The 19,468-nt window shown below is 61.9% G+C and carries 17 protein-coding genes and 1 pseudogene; 3 read left to right on the top strand and 15 right to left on the bottom strand.

The window, feature by feature from the left end:
- Position 1 precedes the first annotated feature (1 nt).
- Positions 2-901, bottom strand: coding sequence for a sugar ABC transporter permease (locus tag P3R82_RS04040; protein ID WP_283193095.1), 900 nt, complete (start codon positions 899-901; stop codon positions 2-4).
- A gap of 93 nt (positions 902-994) precedes the next feature.
- Positions 995-2,231 (bottom strand): annotated as a pseudogene (locus tag P3R82_RS04035) (extracellular solute-binding protein).
- A 232-nt stretch (positions 2,232-2,463) separates the two neighbouring features.
- Between P3R82_RS04035 and P3R82_RS04030 the strand changes: the two are divergent.
- Complete coding sequence (locus tag P3R82_RS04030; RefSeq protein WP_283193094.1) at positions 2,464-3,663, top strand: ROK family transcriptional regulator; 1,200 nt, start codon at positions 2,464-2,466, stop codon at positions 3,661-3,663.
- 112 nt (positions 3,664-3,775) lie between these two features.
- On the opposite strand, the gene P3R82_RS04025 is transcribed toward P3R82_RS04030, so the two are convergent.
- The 11 genes from P3R82_RS04025 to oiaX all read right to left on the bottom strand — a co-directional run bounded on the left by P3R82_RS04025 (position 3,776) and on the right by oiaX (position 15,796).
- Positions 3,776-5,653 (bottom strand): hypothetical protein, encoded by a 1,878-nt coding sequence (locus tag P3R82_RS04025; RefSeq protein WP_283193093.1) that lies wholly within the window; start codon positions 5,651-5,653, stop codon positions 3,776-3,778.
- The gene (locus P3R82_RS04020; protein ID WP_283193092.1) at positions 5,650-6,684 is read right to left on the bottom strand and encodes a Gfo/Idh/MocA family oxidoreductase; all 1,035 of its coding nucleotides are present in this window, start codon (positions 6,682-6,684) and stop codon (positions 5,650-5,652) included. Before P3R82_RS04020 ends, P3R82_RS04025 begins: the two co-directional genes overlap by 4 nt.
- A 3-nt stretch (positions 6,685-6,687) precedes the next feature.
- A complete protein-coding gene (locus tag P3R82_RS04015) occupies positions 6,688-7,752 on the bottom strand; it encodes an ABC transporter permease (RefSeq protein ID WP_183898405.1) in 1,065 nt (354 codons plus the stop codon).
- On the bottom strand, positions 7,749-9,293 hold the full coding sequence (locus tag P3R82_RS04010) for a sugar ABC transporter ATP-binding protein (RefSeq protein ID WP_283193091.1): 1,545 nt from the start codon (positions 9,291-9,293) through the stop codon (positions 7,749-7,751). The genes P3R82_RS04015 and P3R82_RS04010 overlap by 4 nt, the downstream gene beginning before the upstream one ends.
- 2 nt (positions 9,294-9,295) lie before the next feature.
- Positions 9,296-9,940 carry a DUF2291 domain-containing protein gene (locus P3R82_RS04005; protein ID WP_183898403.1) on the bottom strand — a complete coding sequence of 215 codons (645 nt, stop codon included), beginning with the start codon at positions 9,938-9,940 and terminating at the stop codon, positions 9,296-9,298.
- An 84-nt stretch (positions 9,941-10,024) separates the two neighbouring features.
- Positions 10,025-10,966 carry a D-ribose ABC transporter substrate-binding protein gene (locus P3R82_RS04000; RefSeq protein WP_283193090.1) on the bottom strand — a complete coding sequence of 314 codons (942 nt, stop codon included), beginning with the start codon at positions 10,964-10,966 and terminating at the stop codon, positions 10,025-10,027.
- A 75-nt stretch (positions 10,967-11,041) separates the two neighbouring features.
- The gene (locus P3R82_RS03995) at positions 11,042-11,869 is read right to left on the bottom strand and encodes a phosphogluconate dehydrogenase C-terminal domain-containing protein (RefSeq protein ID WP_283193089.1); all 828 of its coding nucleotides are present in this window, start codon (positions 11,867-11,869) and stop codon (positions 11,042-11,044) included.
- A gap of 76 nt (positions 11,870-11,945) precedes the next feature.
- Positions 11,946-12,383 (bottom strand): RpiB/LacA/LacB family sugar-phosphate isomerase, encoded by a 438-nt coding sequence (locus tag P3R82_RS03990; protein WP_283193088.1) that lies wholly within the window; start codon positions 12,381-12,383, stop codon positions 11,946-11,948.
- Between the two features lie 53 nt (positions 12,384-12,436).
- Positions 12,437-13,195 carry a triose-phosphate isomerase gene (locus tag P3R82_RS03985; protein WP_283193087.1) on the bottom strand — a complete coding sequence of 253 codons (759 nt, stop codon included), beginning with the start codon at positions 13,193-13,195 and terminating at the stop codon, positions 12,437-12,439.
- A gap of 2 nt (positions 13,196-13,197) precedes the next feature.
- The gene (locus P3R82_RS03980; protein WP_283193086.1) at positions 13,198-14,532 is read right to left on the bottom strand and encodes a four-carbon acid sugar kinase family protein; all 1,335 of its coding nucleotides are present in this window, start codon (positions 14,530-14,532) and stop codon (positions 13,198-13,200) included.
- Between the two features lie 4 nt (positions 14,533-14,536).
- On the bottom strand, positions 14,537-15,796 hold the full coding sequence (gene oiaX / locus P3R82_RS03975) for a 3-oxo-isoapionate-4-phosphate decarboxylase OiaX (RefSeq protein WP_283193085.1): 1,260 nt from the start codon (positions 15,794-15,796) through the stop codon (positions 14,537-14,539).
- A gap of 191 nt (positions 15,797-15,987) precedes the next feature.
- Here oiaX and P3R82_RS03970 point away from each other — a divergent pair, with 191 nt between their 5' ends.
- On the top strand, positions 15,988-16,698 hold the full coding sequence (locus P3R82_RS03970; protein WP_283193084.1) for a transcriptional regulator NanR: 711 nt from the start codon (positions 15,988-15,990) through the stop codon (positions 16,696-16,698).
- A gap of 95 nt (positions 16,699-16,793) precedes the next feature.
- Here the strand turns inward: P3R82_RS03970 and P3R82_RS03965 are convergent, their stop codons facing one another.
- Positions 16,794-17,081, bottom strand: a complete 288-nt coding sequence (locus P3R82_RS03965) for a hypothetical protein (RefSeq protein WP_047504423.1) — start codon at positions 17,079-17,081, stop codon at positions 16,794-16,796.
- A 300-nt stretch (positions 17,082-17,381) separates the two neighbouring features.
- Here P3R82_RS03965 and P3R82_RS03960 point away from each other — a divergent pair, with 300 nt between their 5' ends.
- Positions 17,382-18,371 (top strand): aldo/keto reductase, encoded by a 990-nt coding sequence (locus tag P3R82_RS03960; RefSeq protein WP_283193083.1) that lies wholly within the window; start codon positions 17,382-17,384, stop codon positions 18,369-18,371.
- A 78-nt stretch (positions 18,372-18,449) separates the two neighbouring features.
- Here the strand turns inward: P3R82_RS03960 and P3R82_RS03955 are convergent, their stop codons facing one another.
- A complete protein-coding gene (locus tag P3R82_RS03955; protein WP_283193082.1) occupies positions 18,450-19,343 on the bottom strand; it encodes a LysR family transcriptional regulator in 894 nt (297 codons plus the stop codon).
- Between the last annotated feature and the right edge of the window lie 125 nt (positions 19,344-19,468).

Below are 19,468 nucleotides of genomic sequence, written 5' to 3'. Positions count from 1 at the left end.
GTCATTGTTCGGTGTCCTCATGCTTCTGTGTCCAGCGCAGGTACGGCACGACGATCGCGATGGTGATCAGCAGCAGCACGACCGAGATGGCGGCGCCGCGTCCGAAGTCGAAGATCTGCATTGCCTGCGTGAAGGCCCAGAGCGCCAGCATCTGCGTGGATTGTGCCGGTCCGCCGCCGGTGAGGCCGTAGACGATATCGAATGCCTTCAGCGACGAGATGATCGAGAGAACGAGCACGATGGTCATCGTGGTACGCAGCGCCGGGAAGGTCACATGCTTGAAGATCGCCCAGCGGCCGGCGCCGTCGATGCGGGCCGCCTCGACCAGCGTTTGCGATACGTTCTGAAGTCCGGCGAGGAAGAGAACCATCGAAAAGCCGACGGACTGCCAGAGATAGGCGACGAAAACCGAGTACAGCGCGATGTTCTTGTCGCCGAGCCAGTCCTTGATCCACATCTGCAGGCCCATATTGGTCATCAGCTGGCTGAACAGGCCGAAGAAGGGGTCGTACATCCACTTCCACATCGTCGCGACCGCGATCGGCGCGATGATGACGGGAAGATAAAAGATGGCGCGAAACGTATTGCGGCCGAAGATCTTCTGATTGAGCGTCAAGGCCAGCAGCAGGCCGACCATCGGCGGAAAGACCACCGACATGATGGTCCAGATCACCGTGTTCTTGAAGGCGACCCAGAACACCGGATCACGCGTGAAGATATACTGGTAGTTCGCCAGGCCAACGAATGGGCGCTGCGGATCAAGACCGTTCCACTTCTGGAAGCTAAGAACCACGACGTTCAGCATCGGGTAGAGCGCGAAGACCGCGTAGATCATCATGGCCGGCGCCAAAAGCATTAGTGCCTGGAAGCGCGGATCATGTGTTCGGTTTTTCAATGACATGGGTATCTGCTCCGCGCGACGTGTGTCTGGCGAGTGGCATTGGACGAGTGGTCGGTCCCCGACTGTGGGGACCGACCGATGTCCCGGGAGGACTTAGGTACGACCGGCTATGAACGTCTGCAGCTGCTTGGCTGCATCGGCCGGCGCCGTGTTGCCGGCGGCAACGTCATTGATCACGCGGAAATATTCGGTCGTGACGTCAAGCGGGAAGGCCTGGTCGCCGTTCATGTAGACCTTGCCGTAGGTCTTGAAGACGTCGAGCCATTCGGCTTCCAGCGGCTTCAGATTGGCATACTGGACGTTCTTGTTGACCGATGTCGAGCTGATCTGGCCGACGAGATCCTGCTGGACCTTGGTCGAAAGGAAGTAGTCGAGGAACTTCGCGGCGAGATCGGGATTCGGGCTCTTGGTGCTGATGTAGTTGTATTCGGCAAAACCGTAGAGCCGCTGCGTGTTGGTCGGGAACGGGAACATGCCGTAATCGTCGAGATTGGCGCCGCTGTTTTCCAGCTGGCTGACCAGCCAGTCGCCTTCCAGCATCATCGCCGCGCGTCCCGCCGTGAACAGGCTATAGGACTGCTTGTTGTCGATGCCCATGAAAGGCTGCAGCGTATAGTCCTTCGTCCACTTCGCGAATTCCGTGAAGGCGTCGGTGGCGCAAGCCTCGGTGGACCAGTCGGCCTTCATCGACTTCAGCGCATCGTGCTTTTCGGCGCCGCACTTCGTTTCCAGGATGACGTCCATCAGGCGCATGACGTGCCAGTTGACCGACCCGCCGAAGGTGAAGGCGGGAATGCCGGCTGCCTTCAGCTTCTCAGCGTCGGCGAGAAACTCTTCATAGGTCTTCGGCTCTTCCGTGATGCCGGCCTGCTGGAACAGCTTCTTGTTGTAGTAGACGGCTTCGCCCTTGAAGGTGAAGGGCACGCCCTGCTTGCCGCCGGCATAGAGGTCGGCGAAGGCGCGGCCGCGGCAGAAGCTCATCGTTCCACTTGTATTCGGTATAGTATTTGTCGAGCGGCGCCGAGAGGCCGGCCTTCACATATTCACCGCCGAGGCCAAGGCCTGCCCAGCTGAAATAGATGTCGGGACCCTTGTTCGAACCGGCCGCGACGCGCAACGCGGTCTTGTGCTCGTCGATGCCGCGCTGAACGATCTCGACCTTCGTGCCGGGATTGGCGGCCTCGAAGTCGGTTGCGACCTTCTTGAGCGCGACATTGGCGGCGTTGTTGTCGAAGTTGAGTGTCCAGAGTGTCAGGTCTTCCGCTTTCAGGCTCGTCGCGGTGATCGCGAGCACGGATAGCGTAGCCAGAAGTGTGGTCTTCATCGTCATTAAACCCTCCCTTGAGCGGTCCTCTCCGCTGATGGTTACAATTCCGAAAATTCCTGCGACTGTCAATACTTATTTCGTACTCGAACAAAGTCGATTGCATTTCCTCCTTCGTTTCGGCTTAATAGAACGAATTGTCCGATTTTTCTCATGAAACAGGCCGCAATAGTTTCCTTCTAGAAATATGTTGCGAGCAAGCGGCGAGTCAGGGCTATTGCACCGGGAGGAGCGATGAATGGTTGGCATCAGGGAACTTTTCGAGGATCAGGCTTCGCCGGCCGGGCGCATCGTGCGCGCTATCGCGGCGATCGGGTCCGCCACCGCCACGCAGCTGGTAAAGTCGACGGGGCTCGCGCGATCGACCGTATCCACGCTTCTCACGGAGCTGAAAGACGGCGGCATCGTCCTTGACATGGATACCAAGAGCAACGGTTTCGGACGGCCGTCGCAGCTGTTGTCGCTGAACCCGGCGGCGGGTCGTTGCGCCGGCGTGCTCCTTGGGCTCGGCGAAATCCGGATCGCCATCTGCGACCTCGCCCACACCGTGTTGTCCGACATCTGGTTCGCGATGGACAAGGACTATACGCCTCAAGATGCCGCCAGATGCGTGCGCTCCAGTCTGGAGGAGCAATGCGCCCTGCTCGGTGTCGATATGTCCGAGCTGCTGGGCGTCGGCTTGGCGATTTCCGCGCCGGTCTCCTATGATGGTGAAATTCTCAACGGCTCCATTCTGCCGACATGGTGCGGGACCAATATCGCTGCCGTATTTTCCGAGCAGCTCGGTTGTCCCATCCATGTCGAGAACGAGAGCCATTGCGGGGCGCTGGCGGAAATGACGTGGGGTGCTGCGGTGGGCGAACCGAATTTCGTCCTGTTCAAGTTCGATCTCGGCATCGGCGGCGCCATCGTCATCGACGGCACCGTGCAGCGCGGCGCTCACGGATATGCCGCCGAGTTCGGCCACATGTCGCTGGATCCGCGCGGACCGCCATGTCGCTGCGGCAATCGCGGTTGTCTGGAGACTTTCGCCGGCGGGTTTCAGCTGCTCAGATATGCCGAGCAATCCTTCGGAGAGACAATCAGCATAGAACAGTTCGTGGAACGTGCCCGAGATGGCGAGGCCGCCTATGCGCGGCTTGTCGATGATGCGGCCGAGATGGCAGGCTGGGGAATGGGGATCGCCTTCACCATCCTCAATCCGCCCCTGTTCATCATCGCCGGTAAACTGGCCGAAGTGGGCGAGAGTTTCATCAATGGTCTCGAGCGCAGCTTCGCCCGCCATTCCGTCGCTCCTCCCGCGCATTCGCCGGAAAAGCGCAAGCCTCGCTTCGTCGTGGGTACCTTCCGCGGTAACGACGACACGGTCATGGGCGCGGTGGCGCTCGTACTCAGGCAACACGGACGCATCACCAGCGAGGCCTCGCCCGCTTCCTGATTGCCTGGATGGGATTTCGGCGGGCGCTGGTTGCGCTGGCAACACGGCTTTCACGCCGGCCGTCCGGTTTGTCGGGTCTGGAAAGTTATCGCTAAGCTTTCCAGACATCGGCTCACTCCGAAAGCGCGACCGAGGTCGCCTGATAGGGTGAAAGCGTAAGAACGCCGCCCATCAGGGCGTCGGAAAGCCTCAGCGAGCCGAGATCGACCTCCTGATCGTTAGCGGTGATATTGATGATCCAGAGCGTTGCGCCTGCCGCTGTCTTCGTCGCGAACGCCAGAACGTGCGAGGGGTTGGAGGAGATGCATTCCCTCCATTCGGCGCCGGCGAGACCGGCGAGCGTCTTGACCGCGTTGAAGAGCGGTCGGCGCCCATCGGCGGCGAAGGGTTCATCCTTGCCGGCGAGAAGACCGAAACTTCCCGTTAGAGCCGAGAGTGTCAGGCATTCGAGCTCGGCGTCCAGCACCTTTGCGATATAGGCCATCGCGAAGGCTTCCGCGAAAAACCCGTTGTGGCGCGGGTCGGTGTTGGCCATCGGTATGCGGGCGCCCTTGGGATTGTCCATGGTTCGGCTGCCATAGGGATTTTGCCGCATGGGAATGGTCGATGGCCCGATGCGATAGGGCTTGTCGCCATAGATGGCGCGGACCGATCGCGTGATGAAGGGCAGGGCTTCCAATGTCTGCATGACGCTGAGGTCGTCGGCGGCGTGCACGATGGGATTGGTGCAGTGGCTGATGAAGGAAAGCGGCGCGGAAGGAACGCGCTTGCGATTGAGCTCGGTGAAATAGCTGAGCATGCCGCCGCCGACGCGGATATCGGTGAATGCCGCATGCGCGGCCGCGTAGACTTCTTCCAGCGGCGGGCATTCCGGCCATTTGCTGCCCGGTGGGGTGGATTGACGATCGACAGATGGCGAGATGATGATCGCGTCGGGTTTGAAGCCTGCATCGCGCATCTGCGTTGCGATCAGACTGGGCTCGTCGAGGAGCGGCTGCGTGCATGGCAGCGCGATCTCCAGCGTCGAAGTGCCGGAATGACGCTTGGCGACCTCGGCGAAGCGCTCGAAGGCCGCCGCCCCATGCCCCGCCGTCGGATCGAAATGGAAGAGAAGTTCCTGCGGCCTGATCTCGCCGAGCACGGCGCTTGCCCTGACAACGGCGTCCGCTTCCTCCGGCGTTACGATGACGCCGATCGCAGGCATCCGCCCACGCCGCTCGCCGAGCGTGAGCGTCGTCGGCGATGAGTGGCCGTTCGTGGTCGTGGCCGATGTATTCGGGCGCTTGTCGGCGATGTCGAGCACGATGCGCTGCTTGACCGTTTCGCCTGCGGGAATCTGGTAGGGCCAGGGCAGGGCGAGTGGTCGCACGTAGGTCTTGTAGGACGCATCCGACCAGTTGCGCTGGTCTTCCATCTCGAAGACGTCGCCTTCCATGCCGCACCGCGCCGTCACGTTGGTCATGACGGTGTGGGTGATCGCGCTCATGTTCATGAACGGCTGCCACGGTTCGATCAGATCCGGAAACCGGGTCTCGACGCGCCTTCCATCGGCATGCTCGACCGTGACGGGCGCACCCGCGACGCCGACGATCGGGTGGAGAATGCAAAAGCCGCAGCGGTTCGTTTCAAAACCGGTGCCGGAGAGCGCATCCGCCTCGAAGATCAGCGGCGCGCCGGCTTCCGCCGAGATGCGCACGCCGATCGCGAGTTCGGTCGCGTCGGGACCCTTGCAAACGGCGGTGTAACGGACAGAAAAGCCCTCGCCTTGCTGTTCGATGATCAGGTCGGCGATATCGGGCGCATAGGTGCCCCAATCGCGATCACGCACGAGATACGAGACGGCGCGCAGCACTTCCACGCCGTCATAGGCGATCGTGCGCAGATTGCCGTCGCTGAGATCCGCGGTCAGTCGGCCGGCGGTGAGGCGGATAGGCTTCTGTTCTAGCGCATGCGTGCCGTAGATCCTGAAGCTGTCGGACGACGTGCTCATCGCAGCATCGCCTTGACATCGACCGTCTGGCCGCTGGCGGCGCTGTCATAGGCAGCTTCGACGAGTGCGAAGGTCTTGAGGTTGTCGGCGCCCGAGGTCGAGGTCTCGCCGCCGGCGGCGAGCCGCTCGGCCCAATGCTGCTGGATGGCGTAGACGCTTTCCTGGATATTGTGCCACGGGCGGGATGCCCAGGAGAGCAGCGTCGGCGACACGTCCGAGACCTCGGTTCCGCTCTTCCCGGTTACTTCGAGCTTGTAGCCCTGCGACAGGCGGATGCTGCCTTCGGTGCCGTCGAGTTCGATCAGCGTCTCGGGGAAGGGTTCGGTCGATAGCTTCGAGGCATAGCTGACATCGACGATGGAAGTCGCGCCGTTTTTGTGGTCGAGCAAGATGGTTGCGACATCTTCGCCCTTGATCCTGGGATTGACCCGCTTCGTGCGGGCGCTGAGCGCCGCCACGTCACCCAGAATGTAGCGGGCGATGTCGAGCGTATGGATGCCGAGGTCCTCGATGATGAAACGCTCGCCTTCCGCCAGATAGGGCTGGCCGGAGAAGACATCGTAGCCCGAACGGAACGAGAAGCGGCCCCAGAACGGCTGGCCGATCGTGCCGGCCTCCAGAACCTTCTTCACGGCCTGGATCGGCGTCTGCCAGCGGAAGTTTTCGTGCACCATCAAGGGAAGTCCGGCATCGGCGCAAACCTTGACCATGGCCTTGGCGTCGTCGAGCGTCTTTGCGAATGGCTTCTGGCAGATCGCCGGCACCTTGTGCGCGGCGGCCATCTCGACCAGGGCGCGATGGCTCTGGACGGTGGTCGCGATGTCGACGAAATCGAAGCCGCCGTCGGCGAACATCTCGGCCGCATCGCTGTAGCGTCTGCTGATGCCGAACTGGTCGCCGACGATCCGCAGCCGCTCGGGATCGCGATCGCAGATCGCCACGATCGAAGCCCCGGCCACGTCCTGCCACGCATGCATCTGGTTGACCGCAAAAAAGCCGCAGCCGATGAGTGCGCCATTCAATTCCGTCATTGCTTAACCTGCCTTTGCCATTTGCATGAGAGTCACGCGCTGTTGCAGACGGCGCTGCGCCTGGTCCACGACCACCGCGATAATAATGACCAGCCCCTTGATGACCATCTGCCAGAAGGACGACACACCCATCATGACCAGTCCGTCCGACAGGATGCCGATGACGAAGGCGCCGATGATCGTGCCGCCGATCGTCCCACGTCCACCCGACATGGAAGTCCCGCCCAAGACCGCCGCAGCGATCGCGTTCAGTTCGAAGCTTTCACCGGTGGCCGGATGCGAGGCCATCAGCTGCGACGAGATGATGAGGCCGACGATCGCCGCGCACAGGCCCGAGAACATGTACACGAAGATCTTCACCACATCGACGCGGATGCCGGACATGCGCGCCGCGCGCTCATTGCCGCCGACCGCGAAGATATGCCGGCCGATCGGCGTCGAGTGCGCCACGTAGGCGGCAAGTAGGGCGAGCACGATCAGAATCCAGATGGAGACAGGCAAGCCCAGCACGCTGCCGGCGCCAAGCACGTCGAAGCCCGTTGTCGCGTATTCCGGACGACCGACGAGATTGGGGAAGGTACGGCCGTCGGAGGAGAGCAGCGCGAGGCCGCGCGCGATATAAAGCGTCCCGAGCGTCGCGATGAAAGGCGCGACGTTGAGCTTGGTGATCAACAGGCCGTTGATCAGGCCGATCGCCAGGCCGACGGCAAGCGTGATCAGCACGATCTCGTAGATGTTGAAGAAGATCGTGTAGCCGATCGGCAGCGCCACGCCATTGAGGATCAGCGCGCCGGCGACCATGCCGCACAGGCCGACGATCGAGCCGACTGAAAGGTCGATGCCGCCGGTGATGATGACGAAGGTCATGCCCATGGCCAGGAAGGCGTTGAGCGCGACGTGTTTCGACATCAGGATCATGTTGGCCGTGGAGGTGAAATTCGGCGCGAAAATCGCGAAGAAGATGATCACGGCGAAAAGGGCGATGAAGGTTCTGAGCTTCATCAGCGTGAGGAGAATGGAGCCGTTCGACCGCTTGGCCCCGAATGTGGAAGAGGTGTCCGCCGTCATGACGCGAGCTTTCCTTGGTGTCCGTGACCTTTGGCAGATGCCGCGATGATAGCCTCTTCCGTTGCTTCGCTTCTGTCGAAGACGGCGACCAGCTTGCCGTTGCTGAGAACGGCGATGCGGTCGGAAAGGGCCATGACCTCTTCAAGGTCGGAGGTTGAAAACAATATTGCGAGGCCCTTGGCGGCCAGTCTGCGCATGGTGCGGAACACGTCCGCCTTGGCGCCGACGTCGATGCCGCGGCTGGGCTCGTCCATCAGCAGAACCTTCGGATTGGTCATCAGCGCCTTACCGATGACCACCTTCTGCTGGTTGCCGCCGGACATCGAGGTGACCTCGAATTCCGGGTTTGGCGCCTTGATCGACAGATCGCGGATCATGTCGTTGATGCCCTGCTTCTCGGCATTGGCCTTGATGTGAAAGATCCGCGTGAAGCGATCGAGGCTTGCGAGCGTCAGGTTGCTGGCGATCGAGAGTACCTGCACCAGACCTTCACGCTGACGGTCCTCCGGTATGAGGGCAAGTCCTTTCTTGATCCGTCCGGTGGTGTCTTGCGCGCGCACCTCCTGGCCGTCGATGAAGATCTTGCCGGTGGAGTGCCTGTGGCTGCCGATCACGCATTCGAAGAACTCGCTGCGTCCCGCCCCCATCAGGCCGTAAATGCCGAGGATCTCGCCCGCCCGCACCGAGAGCGATACATGATCGACAGCGAGCCCACCGGTTCTGCGCGGCAGGCTGATGTCCTCGGCGCGAAAGGCCTCCGGGCCGAATTCATGTTCCGCCGCCTTGGCGAAATCCTTGGCGTCCGAACCGATCATCGAGCGGACGATCCACTTGGTGTCGATGTCGCGAACCATCGCATGGCCGGTGATCTGGCCATCGCGCAGCACGGTGATGTAATCGCCGATGCGCATCAGCTCTTCCAACCGGTGCGAGATATAGACGATGGCGACACCCTGCGCCTTCAATTCGGCGATGACCTTGAACAGGATCTCGACCTCGGCGGCCGAAAGCGCCGATGTCGGTTCGTCCATGATCAGGATACGGGCGTTGAGCGACATCGCCTTGGCGATCTCGACCAACTGCTGCTGGCCGATCGGCAGATCCTCGACCATCGTCTCGGCGTTGATGCCGGCGTCCAGGCGGTCCAGAAACGCGTTCGCCTTTTCGATCTGCGCCTTGTGGTCGATGCCGCGTATGCCGCGGGTGATCTCCCGGGTGGCGAAGATGTTCTCGGCCACCGACATGTTGGCGAACAGGTTGAGCTCCTGGAAGATCATGCCGATGCCGTGCGCCTGCGCGTCGGCCGGACTGTCGAAGGTGACCGTCTCGCCATCGAGGATGATGCGGCCGAGTGTCGGCCGCTCGACGCCGGCGATGATCTTCATCAGCGTCGATTTTCCGGCGCCGTTCTCGCCGACCAGCACATTGACCGCGCCGCGCCTGAGTTCGAGGTCAGCGCGCTTGACGGCCACGATGCCGGAATAGACCTTCGACACCTCCTCGAGGCGCAGGATGACGTCGTGTTCGATCGTTTCGCCCATCGTTACGGCCCCACCGTCAGTTCGGCCGGCGTGATCAGCGGCAATTGTCCGGATGCCGGTAGCGGAAAGGCGCCGGTAACCGTCACCGTCTTGCCGGCCAATCCGTCGCGCGGCAGCGGCGCCAGAAGGGTGGTATTGATCTTCTCGTTGAACGCCTTGCCGAATTGCGCCCACTCGATCTGATTTTTGAATTCGTTGAAATTGACGAATTCAAGCGTGTCGCGCAGCGCCGTTCCGCGCACGGCGGGGCCGATCTGCACCTTCGCGTCGGCCTTGCCGTCGCCATCGGCGTCCACGTCGATCGTGGCCGCGCGCGAGGCGGTATCGGCCGCGACGACCTTTCCGCTCAGTTTGACCGCATAGGTCCACGGCGCGCTCGCCTGCTTGCGGGTGTTGCCGAATTTTTCGCCGGCCTGGTCCGGGCTGGACGCGGCAAGCGCCACGACATCCTTCAGCTCGCCGGCGCGCTTCTGCACATAGGGAATTGCCTGCGATTGCCAGATGGCCTCGACTTTCGCCGCGGGATCGAAAGCGTTCTTGGCGGTCTCCGCCGCCGTTTCTTCCGCCGTCGGCGTCTTGATGATTTTGCAGCCCGGCAGTGCCATCGCAAGCAATGCGATCACGACCGCGCTTCTGACCCTCGCCATCCACGAAACTCCAATCTTATGGAATAGGATAAAGAACGAAGAGCGCCGATGATCGCGCTCTTCGTCACTGGTCTCAAGCCGTTATTACTTGCTGAGCGCGAAGGTCTCGAGCTTGCCGGCGTTGTCAGCGTTGATGAGAATGCAATCCATCAGCTGCTTCTCTTCCTTGGGAAGAGTCTTGTTCTTGATGTAGGCGTCTGCCTGTTCGACAGCCATCTGCGCCTGTGCATAGGCGGGCTGCAGAACGGTGGCCTTGATGCCGCCGGACTTGATGGAGTCGCGGACGTCGTTGGAACCGTCGAAGCCGACGACGATCACGTCCTTGCGGCCGGCGGCCTGGAGCGCGGCGATCGCGCCCATGGCCATCGTGTCGTTGCCGGAGATGACGCCCTGGATATCCGGGTTGGCCTGCAGGATGGTTTCCATCTTGGCGTAGGCTTCCGTCTGGCTCCAGTTGGCCGACTGCTTGGCGACCGACTTCATTTCCGGATAGTCGCCGATGACGTCGTTATAGCCCTGTGAGCGGATGCCGGCATTGGTGTCGGACTCTTTGCCGACGAGCTCGACATAGTTGCCCTTCTCGCCCATCAGCTTGACGAATTCCTGCGCGCCGAGCTGGGCGCCCTGGTAGTTGTTGGAAACGATCTGCGCGGCGGCGACGCCCGTGGCGTTGATTTCGCGGTCGATGAGGAAGGACGGAATGCCCGCGTCCTTGGCCTTCTTCACGGCGGCAACGGTGGCGTCAGCGCCGGCGTTGTCGAGAATGATGGCCTTCGCACCGCGGCCGATGGCGGTGTCGATCATCTGGGATTGCTTGTTGGCGTCGTCGTCATGGGTCATGACGAGCGTTTCATAGCCCAGTTCCTTCGCCTTGGCTTCGGCGCCGACGGCTTCAGCCTTGAAGAACGGGTTGTCGTGTGCGGGGGTGATGATGGCGATCAGGTCCGCCGCGAAAGCGGGCATGGCAACGCCAAGTGCAAGCGCGCTGGCAAAGGCAGCGACGGTCAGTCTACGTGTCAGTCTCATGGTTTCCTCCCAAAAAGAGCCCTGTTCCCAGCAGGGCGGTGAAAGGGGAGGGGTTGCCCCCTCCCGGGATCGGTATCAGGTGATACGCTTGATGCTGTCAGCGATCTCCTGCGGTTCGAAAACGCGCTTCCAGTCGTCCTTCATCAGGGCGGGAATGCCGAATTCGATAGCCTTGTTGCAAGCGTCCGAGAACACGCCCTGGACTTCGCCGAAGATGACAGCGCCGAGAACGTTCAGGTGGCCGAGCAGGAAGTCGCGGGCAGCTTCTTCCGGAACGCCGCGTGCGACGCACTCATCCATGGCCTGCTTCATGACGACGAGCAGCGAGGCGGCAACGGTTTCCGACAGACCCGGCTCCAGCATCGCCATCTGCTCGACGGTGACGCGGTGCGAGCGCATGACCGGCGCCCAGATCGTCTTGGCGACTTCTTCGCCGACGGCGTAGGCTTCTTCCGGACCCTGCATCAGAGCCGAAACGATGTGCTGCTTGGCGAAGAGACCGCCGAAGTGGTCCTTCTTGGCCTGCATGTCGGTTTCATCGTTGAAGATCGGCGGATGGCACGGATGCGTGACGAAATACGTCAGATCAGGACGCTCCGGGAAGTGGCCAGCGAATGGCGCGGCCGCGTCGAGCGCGATGACCATGGTGCCGGCCTTGAGCTTGTCGGAGATGCCTGCGGCAACCTTGCCGATATGCGTGTCCGGAACGGCCAGGATAACGACGTCGGCGCCGTCAAGCGCAACATCAACGTCAACGGTCGAAAGACCGAGGTCGTCCTTCAGGCGTGCCTTGCCGACATCGCTGATTTCGACGTGGCGAACGTCGTAGCGCGAACCCTTGAGGTTTTTCGCAAGCCGGTAGCCCATTTTGCCGCCGGCGCCGAACAGAGCAATGGAAGTCATGTTTCCTCACTTCGTGTTTTGCTGGAATTGTTAACGTTGCTGGTATGATGAGTCAATCACCACGCCAGGATAAGTATTACTTAACCGCATCAAGCCTGTTGATGGCGTCGACGTTGCCTGCCGAAGCGCCCTGCGGGTCGAATTCGGAGGCAAGCCAGGTGTCGACGATCGACTTGGCAAGTTCCGGGCCGATGACGCGCGCGCCCATGGTGATGATTTGCGCATTGTTGGACTTGGCGGCGCGCTCCGCCGAGTATGTGTCGTGCGTCAGCGCGGCGCGGATGCCGGGAACCTTGTTGGCCGAAATCGAAACGCCGATGCCGGTTCCGCAGATGAGGATGCCGCGCTCATGCTGGCCGTCGACGATGGTCTGCGCGAGGTTCTGCGACAGGTCGGCGTAGAAGCCGGACTGGCTGAGATCGTGCACTTCGAGGCCCGCCTTGGTGGCGAGATGGGCGGCGATCACGTCAAGCAAGGGCTTGCCGGCGCTATCCGCTCCGATGGCGATTTTCATGGTCTGTGTCCTTTCAATCATTCGGGGGCTGGATGAGGGATTGGTCGCTGCGATCAGATGACCGCGGCGACGCGCTTCAGAATGTCGAGATAGCCTTCGACGGCCCAGGCCGAGCGGCCGATGAACAATCCGTCGATGTGTGGCTGCGTGATCAGTTCCTCGGAGTTTTGAGGATTGACGCTGCCGCCGTAGAGAACCGGAACCGCGCGACCGAGCGCCTTGGCGGCCACGTCGGCGATGCGCGCGTGGCGTTCGTCGGCGTAATCGGCGGTCGCCGGAATGCCGTTCACGCCGATTGCCCAGACGGGTTCGTAGGCAAGCAGAATTTCCGCGTCCTTGCCTGATGTGGTGACGCGCGCGAGCGCGCCTTCCACCTGGCGCTTGAGCACCGCGTCGGCGTCACCGGCGTTACGTTCGCTCAGCGTCTCGCCGATGCAGATCAGCGGGATCAGGCCGTGGTTGACAGCGCTCTCGACCTTCAGGCCGACTGTTTCGTCTGTCTCGCCGAAGTGCTCGCGACGCTCGGAATGGCCGAGTTCGACGATGTCGAGGTTGCAATCCTTCAGCATCGGGGCCGAGATTTCGCCGGTCCAGGCGCCGGCCGCGTCCCAATGCATATTCTGCGCGCCGACCTTCACCGAGCTATCGGAAAGGGCCTTCTTGACTTCACGCACCGCCGTGAACGGCGGGATGACGAAGCGCTGGATATCCGCGTGGCGATCGCCATCGGCGGCTGCGAGCTTTTCGGCGAAGGAGAGAGCTTCGCCGAGCGTCTTGTTCATCTTGAAGCTGGTGCCAACCCAGTAGCGCATGTTCAAGTCCTTCGTCCGTCGCGGATCTGTGCGAAATAGCCGTCGGTTCCGACCTGGCCGCCCTTGAGCGCGATCTGCAGCCCGTTGGTCGGCGCGTAGTTGCCGTGCGCGGTGCAGAGTGGCGAACCGGGGGTCTGTGGCAATGGCAGCAGCGTCGTCAGAGCATCGACGCGCAGTTCCTGCAGCGCGTGGCTCGATGTGTCGCCGCCGGCGATGACCGCGCGCGGCAACTTCTCGGTTTCGATCAACCGGCGCAGGATCGTGCCGAGAGCCGAGCCGAGGCGGTGGCGCGATCCGGGGATACGATCGATATCGGTGCCCTTGTCCGACGATGAGCCGAGCGCCGTGTGCAGGATGACGCTGCGGCCATCCTTCAGGCGCTGGACGCCCTCTGCCACCGCCGCATCGATGGCGCGATCACCGCTTTCGCCGACGAGATCCAGCGGATCGACAGCGATGCCGTCGAAGCCGTTTTCCGTCGCGTTGCGGATCTGCCGTTCGGTGGTGGGCGATACGCTTCCGGAGACGACGGCGAGGCGATCGACCTTGCCGGGCTCGGCGAAGGTTGTCGGTTCGCCGAGCAGGCCTTCGGCCTTCCATGCCTGCAGCAATGCGTATTCGACGCCCGAGGAACCGGCTGTAAACAGGCCGCCTTCGCGCTTCGCCCGCCAGATCTGACGGCCCGCCAAAGCCTGAGACGGGGCGCTATCCACGTCGATCAGCAGGATGCCGTCAAGCTCCGCCATCGTCTTGTCGACACGCTGGTCGGCATCGGCTGCCGATATCGTCACGAGATCGGCGAGCGCCACGGGCAGCGCTGTCTGCTTGCCGAGATGCAAGGTGAGATCCGCTTCCGCCATCGGTGTGACCGGATGGCGGCTCATGACGGGGTGGCGATCGATACGGTAGTAGCGATCCTGGTAGGCGGCGAAGAGATTGCCGAAAGCCGTGAAGCGCTTCAGCTGCGGCGCGCCGACGACGACAGGCACGACCGGCTGGCCGTAGAGCGCCTTGCCGATTTCGATCGCCTTGCCGATGTTGCCGATCGCGGGGCTGGAATCGAAGGTCGAGCAGACCTTGTAATGGCAGATGTCGGCGTCGAGCGCCTTCAGCCATTCGAAGATCGCCGGCAGATGCTTTTCCATCCATTCAGGTGTCTCGCTGCGGCTGGTGCCGGCAATGCCGAAGGCGCGGTAATCGGCGAAACGCTTGGCGGTCTCGGCGCTTGGGATGCCGAGAAAGAGCACGGTTGGCACGCCGTTGGAGGCGAGCGCCTCCATGACGTCTGCCGAGCCGGTGAAATCGTCACCGTAATAGGTAAGCAGAGGTTTGGTCATGGTCTCAAGCTGCCTTGCCGTCGCCGAATTTCGCGATCGAGGCCGCGAGTTCTGGATGATCCTTGGCGTATTCGTCGAGCGGGATGTCGGCGACCGCCGCCTGCCAGGCCTGTTGCACGGCGCGCACGCCAGCCGCCGGGCCGCCGGGATGGCTGACGATGCCGCCGCCGCATAGATAGAGCAGATCGGTGGTGCGACCGGTGCGCTGGTAGGTGTCCGGCGCCTGGCCACCCCACTGGCCGGAGCCTGCGACGGGAAGCGGGCAGTCGGCCTTGCTGAACAGCGGCGTGCTGACGGCCTTGAAGGATTCGACGAAGCTTTCGTCCGGCTCCCAATACTTGATGCGGATGCCGTTGATCTGGAACTGGTCGACGCCGAGCAGGCGCCAGAACTGCTGGTAGACCTTGAAATCGAGGCCGGCGCCCGGATCGCGGGTCAGGATATCCCAACCGTTGCGATGAGCATGTAGCACGAGGCCCGACCGCTTGCGCAGGAAGCTCATGCCGCCGAAGCCGATCGAGTTGATGTTGACGACGGCGCAGTTGCCGCCGGCCTTCAGGACGAGATCGTGATTGCGCATCATCTCGTCTGGATCGGCATGCGAGATGCCGAAGGCGTACATGACCTTCTTGCCGGTCTTCTGCTCGTGATCGAGGATCCTCGGCATGATCGCCTCGACGCGCTCCTTGAGCGGCGAATAGGCCGGGCTCATCAGCTTTTCGTCATCCTTGATGAAGTCGACGCCGGACTCGATCAGTTCGCCGACGAGTTCCGCGGTCTCATGCGGGCGCAGGCCGAGCGCCGGCTTGACGATCGTGCCGATGATCGGCCGACCCTCGACGCCGGTCAGCCGGCGGCTGCCGGGCAGGCCGAACTGCGGGCCGGGATGGGCGGAGGCGAACGCTTCCGGCAATTTCATGTCGACGATACGGATACCGGTCATGCCCTTGATCGAAAAGACGCCGCCGATCGCGATCGTCATCAGGGCGGAGAGATCGGTACCGATCGCGTCCATCGGGAAGGCGATATCGGCATCGGCGCGGTGAATGGGGCCGTGGCCGGGTGCTGCTTCCGGCCAGGTCGGATGCTCCGCATCGGGAAGGTGACGGATGGCGATAACGCGCGCCGCGACGCGGGCCTTCAGTTCTTCCGTCTCGCCGGGAACGGGGACGAACGTACCGGTCGACTGATCGCTCGCGATCTTGGCGGCCATGGCCTCGACGCTGCCGGTCGTTTCGATGCGGTAGGTGACTGTGATCATCATGAGGTTTCGTTGCTCCTCCTGCCTCGGCCGAAAGTTTGCCATGGCGTCAACTCGTGAACTGGTATAATGAGTATTCCAATTTCTGCAACGAAAATTTTTTGAAGGAACCACCGACCGATTTCAGACGACGGCCTTTCTTGCCGTAACGCTAGCATGCATAAAGGAGGGATATTGTGAGCCAGCGAGACACCATGAGCCAGCCAATCGAACAGATCGTGCGTCGTAAACTATCCGATGAGGTTTTCGATCGACTGGAGAGAATGATCACGTCGGGCGAGCTTCGCCCCGGCGACGAAATGCCTTCGGAGCGGGTGCTGATGGAGCGCTTCGGGGTCGGAAGGCCGGCGATCCGGGAGGCGATGCAGTCGCTGGCCAACATGGGATTGGTCAATATCTCGCACGGAGAGCGCGCCAAGGTTCTGCAACTGACCGCCAGGTCGATTTTCCGCCAGGTCGACCTGACGGCCAAGATCATGCTGGCGCAGTCCGCCGACTCGCTCGACCATCTGAAGAGTTCACGCATATTCTTCGAACGCGGCATGGCGCGCGAAGCGGCGGTCAAGGCCACGCCCGCCGACATCGATGACCTTCGCGACATCGTCGAGGAGCAGCGCCGTTCGCTCGGCAACGCGGAGGAATTCATCGCCGCCGACATGCAGTTCCATACGCGGATCGCGCAGATCTCGGGCAACCCGATCTTCGTCGCCGTGAGCGAGGCGATGCTGGCATGGCTGAAGGCCTACCACACGGACATGCTGATCTGGACCGGCAAGGAAAAGTTCACGCTGGTCGAGCATGAACAGATACTCGATTGTCTGGCCGCCAACGATGCAAACGGCGCGGAAGCGGCGATCCTGAAGCACCTCGAGCGCTCCAGCGCGCTCTATAGCAACCGCGACTGACGTTTCCGGCTGTCGGCGTCTGAAGAGGTACGCGGATGCGTTTGATCACGGCCGCTCAGATAGCCGCAATCATCCGGTCTGCGTCCATTCTCGGCTCAATGAAGCGTCAGCGTCTCGGGCCGATGCGGGTCGCGAAAGCGGAATTGCTCGATCAGTGTCATGGCTTGCTGCAACAGGAACTCGGCGGCCTTGAGATCGGTATTCGCAAGTCCATGCACGCTGCCACGAATGGTCAGCGCCAGGTTACCCGAGCTCGCGGCGAAACTCGCATTGCCCTCTATCAATGCCTCCTTGGCACTGGTTTCAAGTGCATCGGCAACGGCGGCCAGGATATCCTGCCGTTCGCGCACACTCATCTGCACAATCGTCTTCGATCCCTTCATATGGACGACCCCCTTCCCTGAAAGGTGCACGGCAACAGCCGCCGATAATGCTTGATGTAGGCGCGATCGGCGGTTCATCAATGTTCGCTTGTTTCTCTCTTACTCATGATCCAGAAGCATAAGTTCATGCCGAAATCATGATCTAATGCGGCCTTGGGCATGGTGTTAGCTTGCTGGCTCGGGCGTATCCGGCGTGCTTGGGAGATATGGGAAGCATCGCGACTTCCGTCCCAGGGTGCCAAAGTCACGTCCCGCTCATACCGACGCAAGACGGCGAGCGCCGTCCTCAAGGAGCATAAGATGCAGAAGCGAATACTTGGAAAAAGCGGACTTGAAGTATCGGCCCTCGGCTTCGGCTGCATGGGCTTGAACTTCAGTTATGGCGACGCGCTGAGCACCGAGGATAGCGTGACGCTGGTCCGGCAGGCCGTGGAACGTGGCGTGACCTTCTTCGACACCGCCGAAGTTTATGGACCCTACACCAACGAGGAGATTGTTGGTCAAGCACTCAGGCCGATGCGTGACCGGGTCGTGATCGCCACGAAGTTCGGCTTTAATATCGTTGACGGCAAGATGGCCGGCGTCAACAGTCGCCCCGAGCAGATCCGCAAGGCGGCCGAGGGGTCGCTGAAGCGCCTCGGCGTCGATGTCATCGACCTCCTCTACCAGCACCGGGTCGATCCCGCCGTGCCGATCGAGGATGTGGCTGGCACGGTCAAGGATCTGATCGCGGAAGGCAAGGTGAAGCATTTCGGCATGTCGGAGCCGGGCGCACAGACCGTACGGCGCGCCCATGCGGTGCAGCCGGTCGCCGCGCTGCAGAACGAATACTCGCTGTGGACGCGCGGGCCGGAGACCAACGGCATTCTCGAAGCCTGCGAGGAACTGGGCATTGCGCTGGTTGCCTATAGCCCGCTCGGCAAGGGCTTCCTGACCGGCGCGATGACCAGCGACACGAAGATCGGCGAGGGCGATTTCCGAAAGCTGCTGCCGCGCTTCACGCCCGAAGCAATGGCGAAAAACCAGGCATTGGTCGATCTCCTGAAGCGCATCGCCGAAGACAAGAAGGCGACACCGGCACAGATCGCCCTGGCCTGGCTGCTGGCTCGAAAGCCCTGGATCGTACCGATCCCGGGCACGAAGAAGCTGCACCGTCTCGAGGAAAACCTCGGCGCGACGGACATCGCGCTGAGCGTCGACGATCTCGCACGCATCGAAACCGCCGCGGCCGCCATTCAGGTCGAGGGCGAGCGTTATCCTGAGCAGCTGATGAAGACGACAGGTCTCTAGGATACGGACGTTGAGTTGAAACATGGAAACGGTGCGCCTCTTTTGCGCCGTTTCCGCTTGGTAGGCTGACTTTCTCGGCTAGATCCGTTCGGCGAGAAAATCGATGAGCGCCCGGATGCGGCTGGCGAGATGCGGGTGGCCGGGGTAGACGGCGTGAATATGCTCGATATCTCCCGGGTTGAACGCCTCCAGCACCGGTACGAGGCGACCGTCGTCGATGTACTCCTGCACGTGAAACCTGCCCACCCGGATAAGCCCGACGCCCGCCAGGCAAAGACTGCGAATGGTCGGCCCGTTGTTCACTTCGACATTGCCATGGACCGCCTTTGAGAAGGTCTGCCCGGTTGCGGGGTCTCGAAACGGCCACTCTTCCCATGTCTGCCGGAAGTTGAATGTCATGCAGTTGTGCCGGTCGAGATCGGTCGGCTTCTCCGGGTTTCCCATGCGCTCGATATAGCTCGGGGCCGCCACCACGACGCGCCGGCTGTCCATCAGCTTGCGGGCCTTCAACGACGTGTCTCGCAGATTGCCAGAGCGGATCGCGACATCGGCGCGCTCCTCGACGATGTCGATGATGCCGTCGGTCAGGGAGAGGTCGAGCTGGACGTTCGGGTAGCGGGCGAGGAACTCCGGCACCAGCGGCACGACATGGCGTACCCCGAAGGCCACCGAAGCGCTGACCCGCAACCGTCCGCGCGGCGCGACCTCGCCGCCTGTCGACACGATCTGTTCGGCCTCCTTGATATCCTCGAGAATGCGCTGCGCGCGCTCGAGATAGACCTCGCCCTCCGGCGTCAGCTGCAGGCTGCGCGTGGTCCGGACCGCCAGGCGGGTCTTGAGGCGCTCCTCCAGCCGGCTCACCAGCTTGCTGACCGCCGAAGGCGACATGCGCAGCAGGCGCCCCGCGGCCGAAAAGCTCTGCAGCCTCGCCGTATGCACGAAGACTTCCATTTCGCCGACGGTGTTGTCCACTTGCCTGTTCCTGTGAATTCAATTCATAACTGTTGAGGAAATGTAGCTGCTTATCGTGGTAATGTCATCGGGCCATATTCCAGCCATCCCAACTCGCCGCTTGTCGGCATCGTCAATGGATGGAT

Origin of the sequence: Rhizobium sp. AN80A, from assembly GCF_030053015.1 — a bacterium.
Lineage (GTDB): Bacteria > Pseudomonadota > Alphaproteobacteria > Rhizobiales > Rhizobiaceae > Rhizobium > Rhizobium metallidurans.
Note: the sequence above shows the minus strand (reverse complement) of the source record. Positions and strands in the feature narration are given on the sequence as shown.

Bases quoted from the DNA above. Each gene is read 5' to 3' on its own strand.
- P3R82_RS04005 (WP_183898403.1), bottom strand. From the start codon at position 9,940: ATGGCGAGGGTCAGAAGCGCGGTCGTGATCGCATTGCTTGCGATGGCA.
- P3R82_RS04015 (WP_183898405.1), bottom strand. From the start codon at position 7,752: ATGACGGCGGACACCTCTTCCACATTCGGGGCCAAGCGGTCGAACGGC.
- P3R82_RS03990 (WP_283193088.1), bottom strand. From the start codon at position 12,383: ATGAAAATCGCCATCGGAGCGGATAGCGCCGGCAAGCCCTTGCTTGAC.
- P3R82_RS03995 (WP_283193089.1), bottom strand. From the start codon at position 11,869: ATGACTTCCATTGCTCTGTTCGGCGCCGGCGGCAAAATGGGCTACCGG.
- P3R82_RS04030 (WP_283193094.1), top strand. From the start codon at position 2,464: ATGGTTGGCATCAGGGAACTTTTCGAGGATCAGGCTTCGCCGGCCGGG.
- oiaX (WP_283193085.1), bottom strand. From the start codon at position 15,796: ATGATGATCACAGTCACCTACCGCATCGAAACGACCGGCAGCGTCGAG.
- P3R82_RS03985 (WP_283193087.1), bottom strand. From the start codon at position 13,195: ATGCGCTACTGGGTTGGCACCAGCTTCAAGATGAACAAGACGCTCGGC.
- P3R82_RS04025 (WP_283193093.1), bottom strand. From the start codon at position 5,653: ATGAGCACGTCGTCCGACAGCTTCAGGATCTACGGCACGCATGCGCTA.
- P3R82_RS03970 (WP_283193084.1), top strand. From the start codon at position 15,988: ATGAGCCAGCCAATCGAACAGATCGTGCGTCGTAAACTATCCGATGAG.
- P3R82_RS04020 (WP_283193092.1), bottom strand. From the start codon at position 6,684: ATGACGGAATTGAATGGCGCACTCATCGGCTGCGGCTTTTTTGCGGTC.
- P3R82_RS03960 (WP_283193083.1), top strand. From the start codon at position 17,382: ATGCAGAAGCGAATACTTGGAAAAAGCGGACTTGAAGTATCGGCCCTC.
- P3R82_RS03980 (WP_283193086.1), bottom strand. From the start codon at position 14,532: ATGACCAAACCTCTGCTTACCTATTACGGTGACGATTTCACCGGCTCG.
- P3R82_RS04040 (WP_283193095.1), bottom strand. From the start codon at position 901: ATGTCATTGAAAAACCGAACACATGATCCGCGCTTCCAGGCACTAATG.
- P3R82_RS03965 (WP_047504423.1), bottom strand. From the start codon at position 17,081: ATGAAGGGATCGAAGACGATTGTGCAGATGAGTGTGCGCGAACGGCAG.
- P3R82_RS04010 (WP_283193091.1), bottom strand. From the start codon at position 9,293: ATGGGCGAAACGATCGAACACGACGTCATCCTGCGCCTCGAGGAGGTG.
- P3R82_RS04000 (WP_283193090.1), bottom strand. From the start codon at position 10,966: ATGAGACTGACACGTAGACTGACCGTCGCTGCCTTTGCCAGCGCGCTT.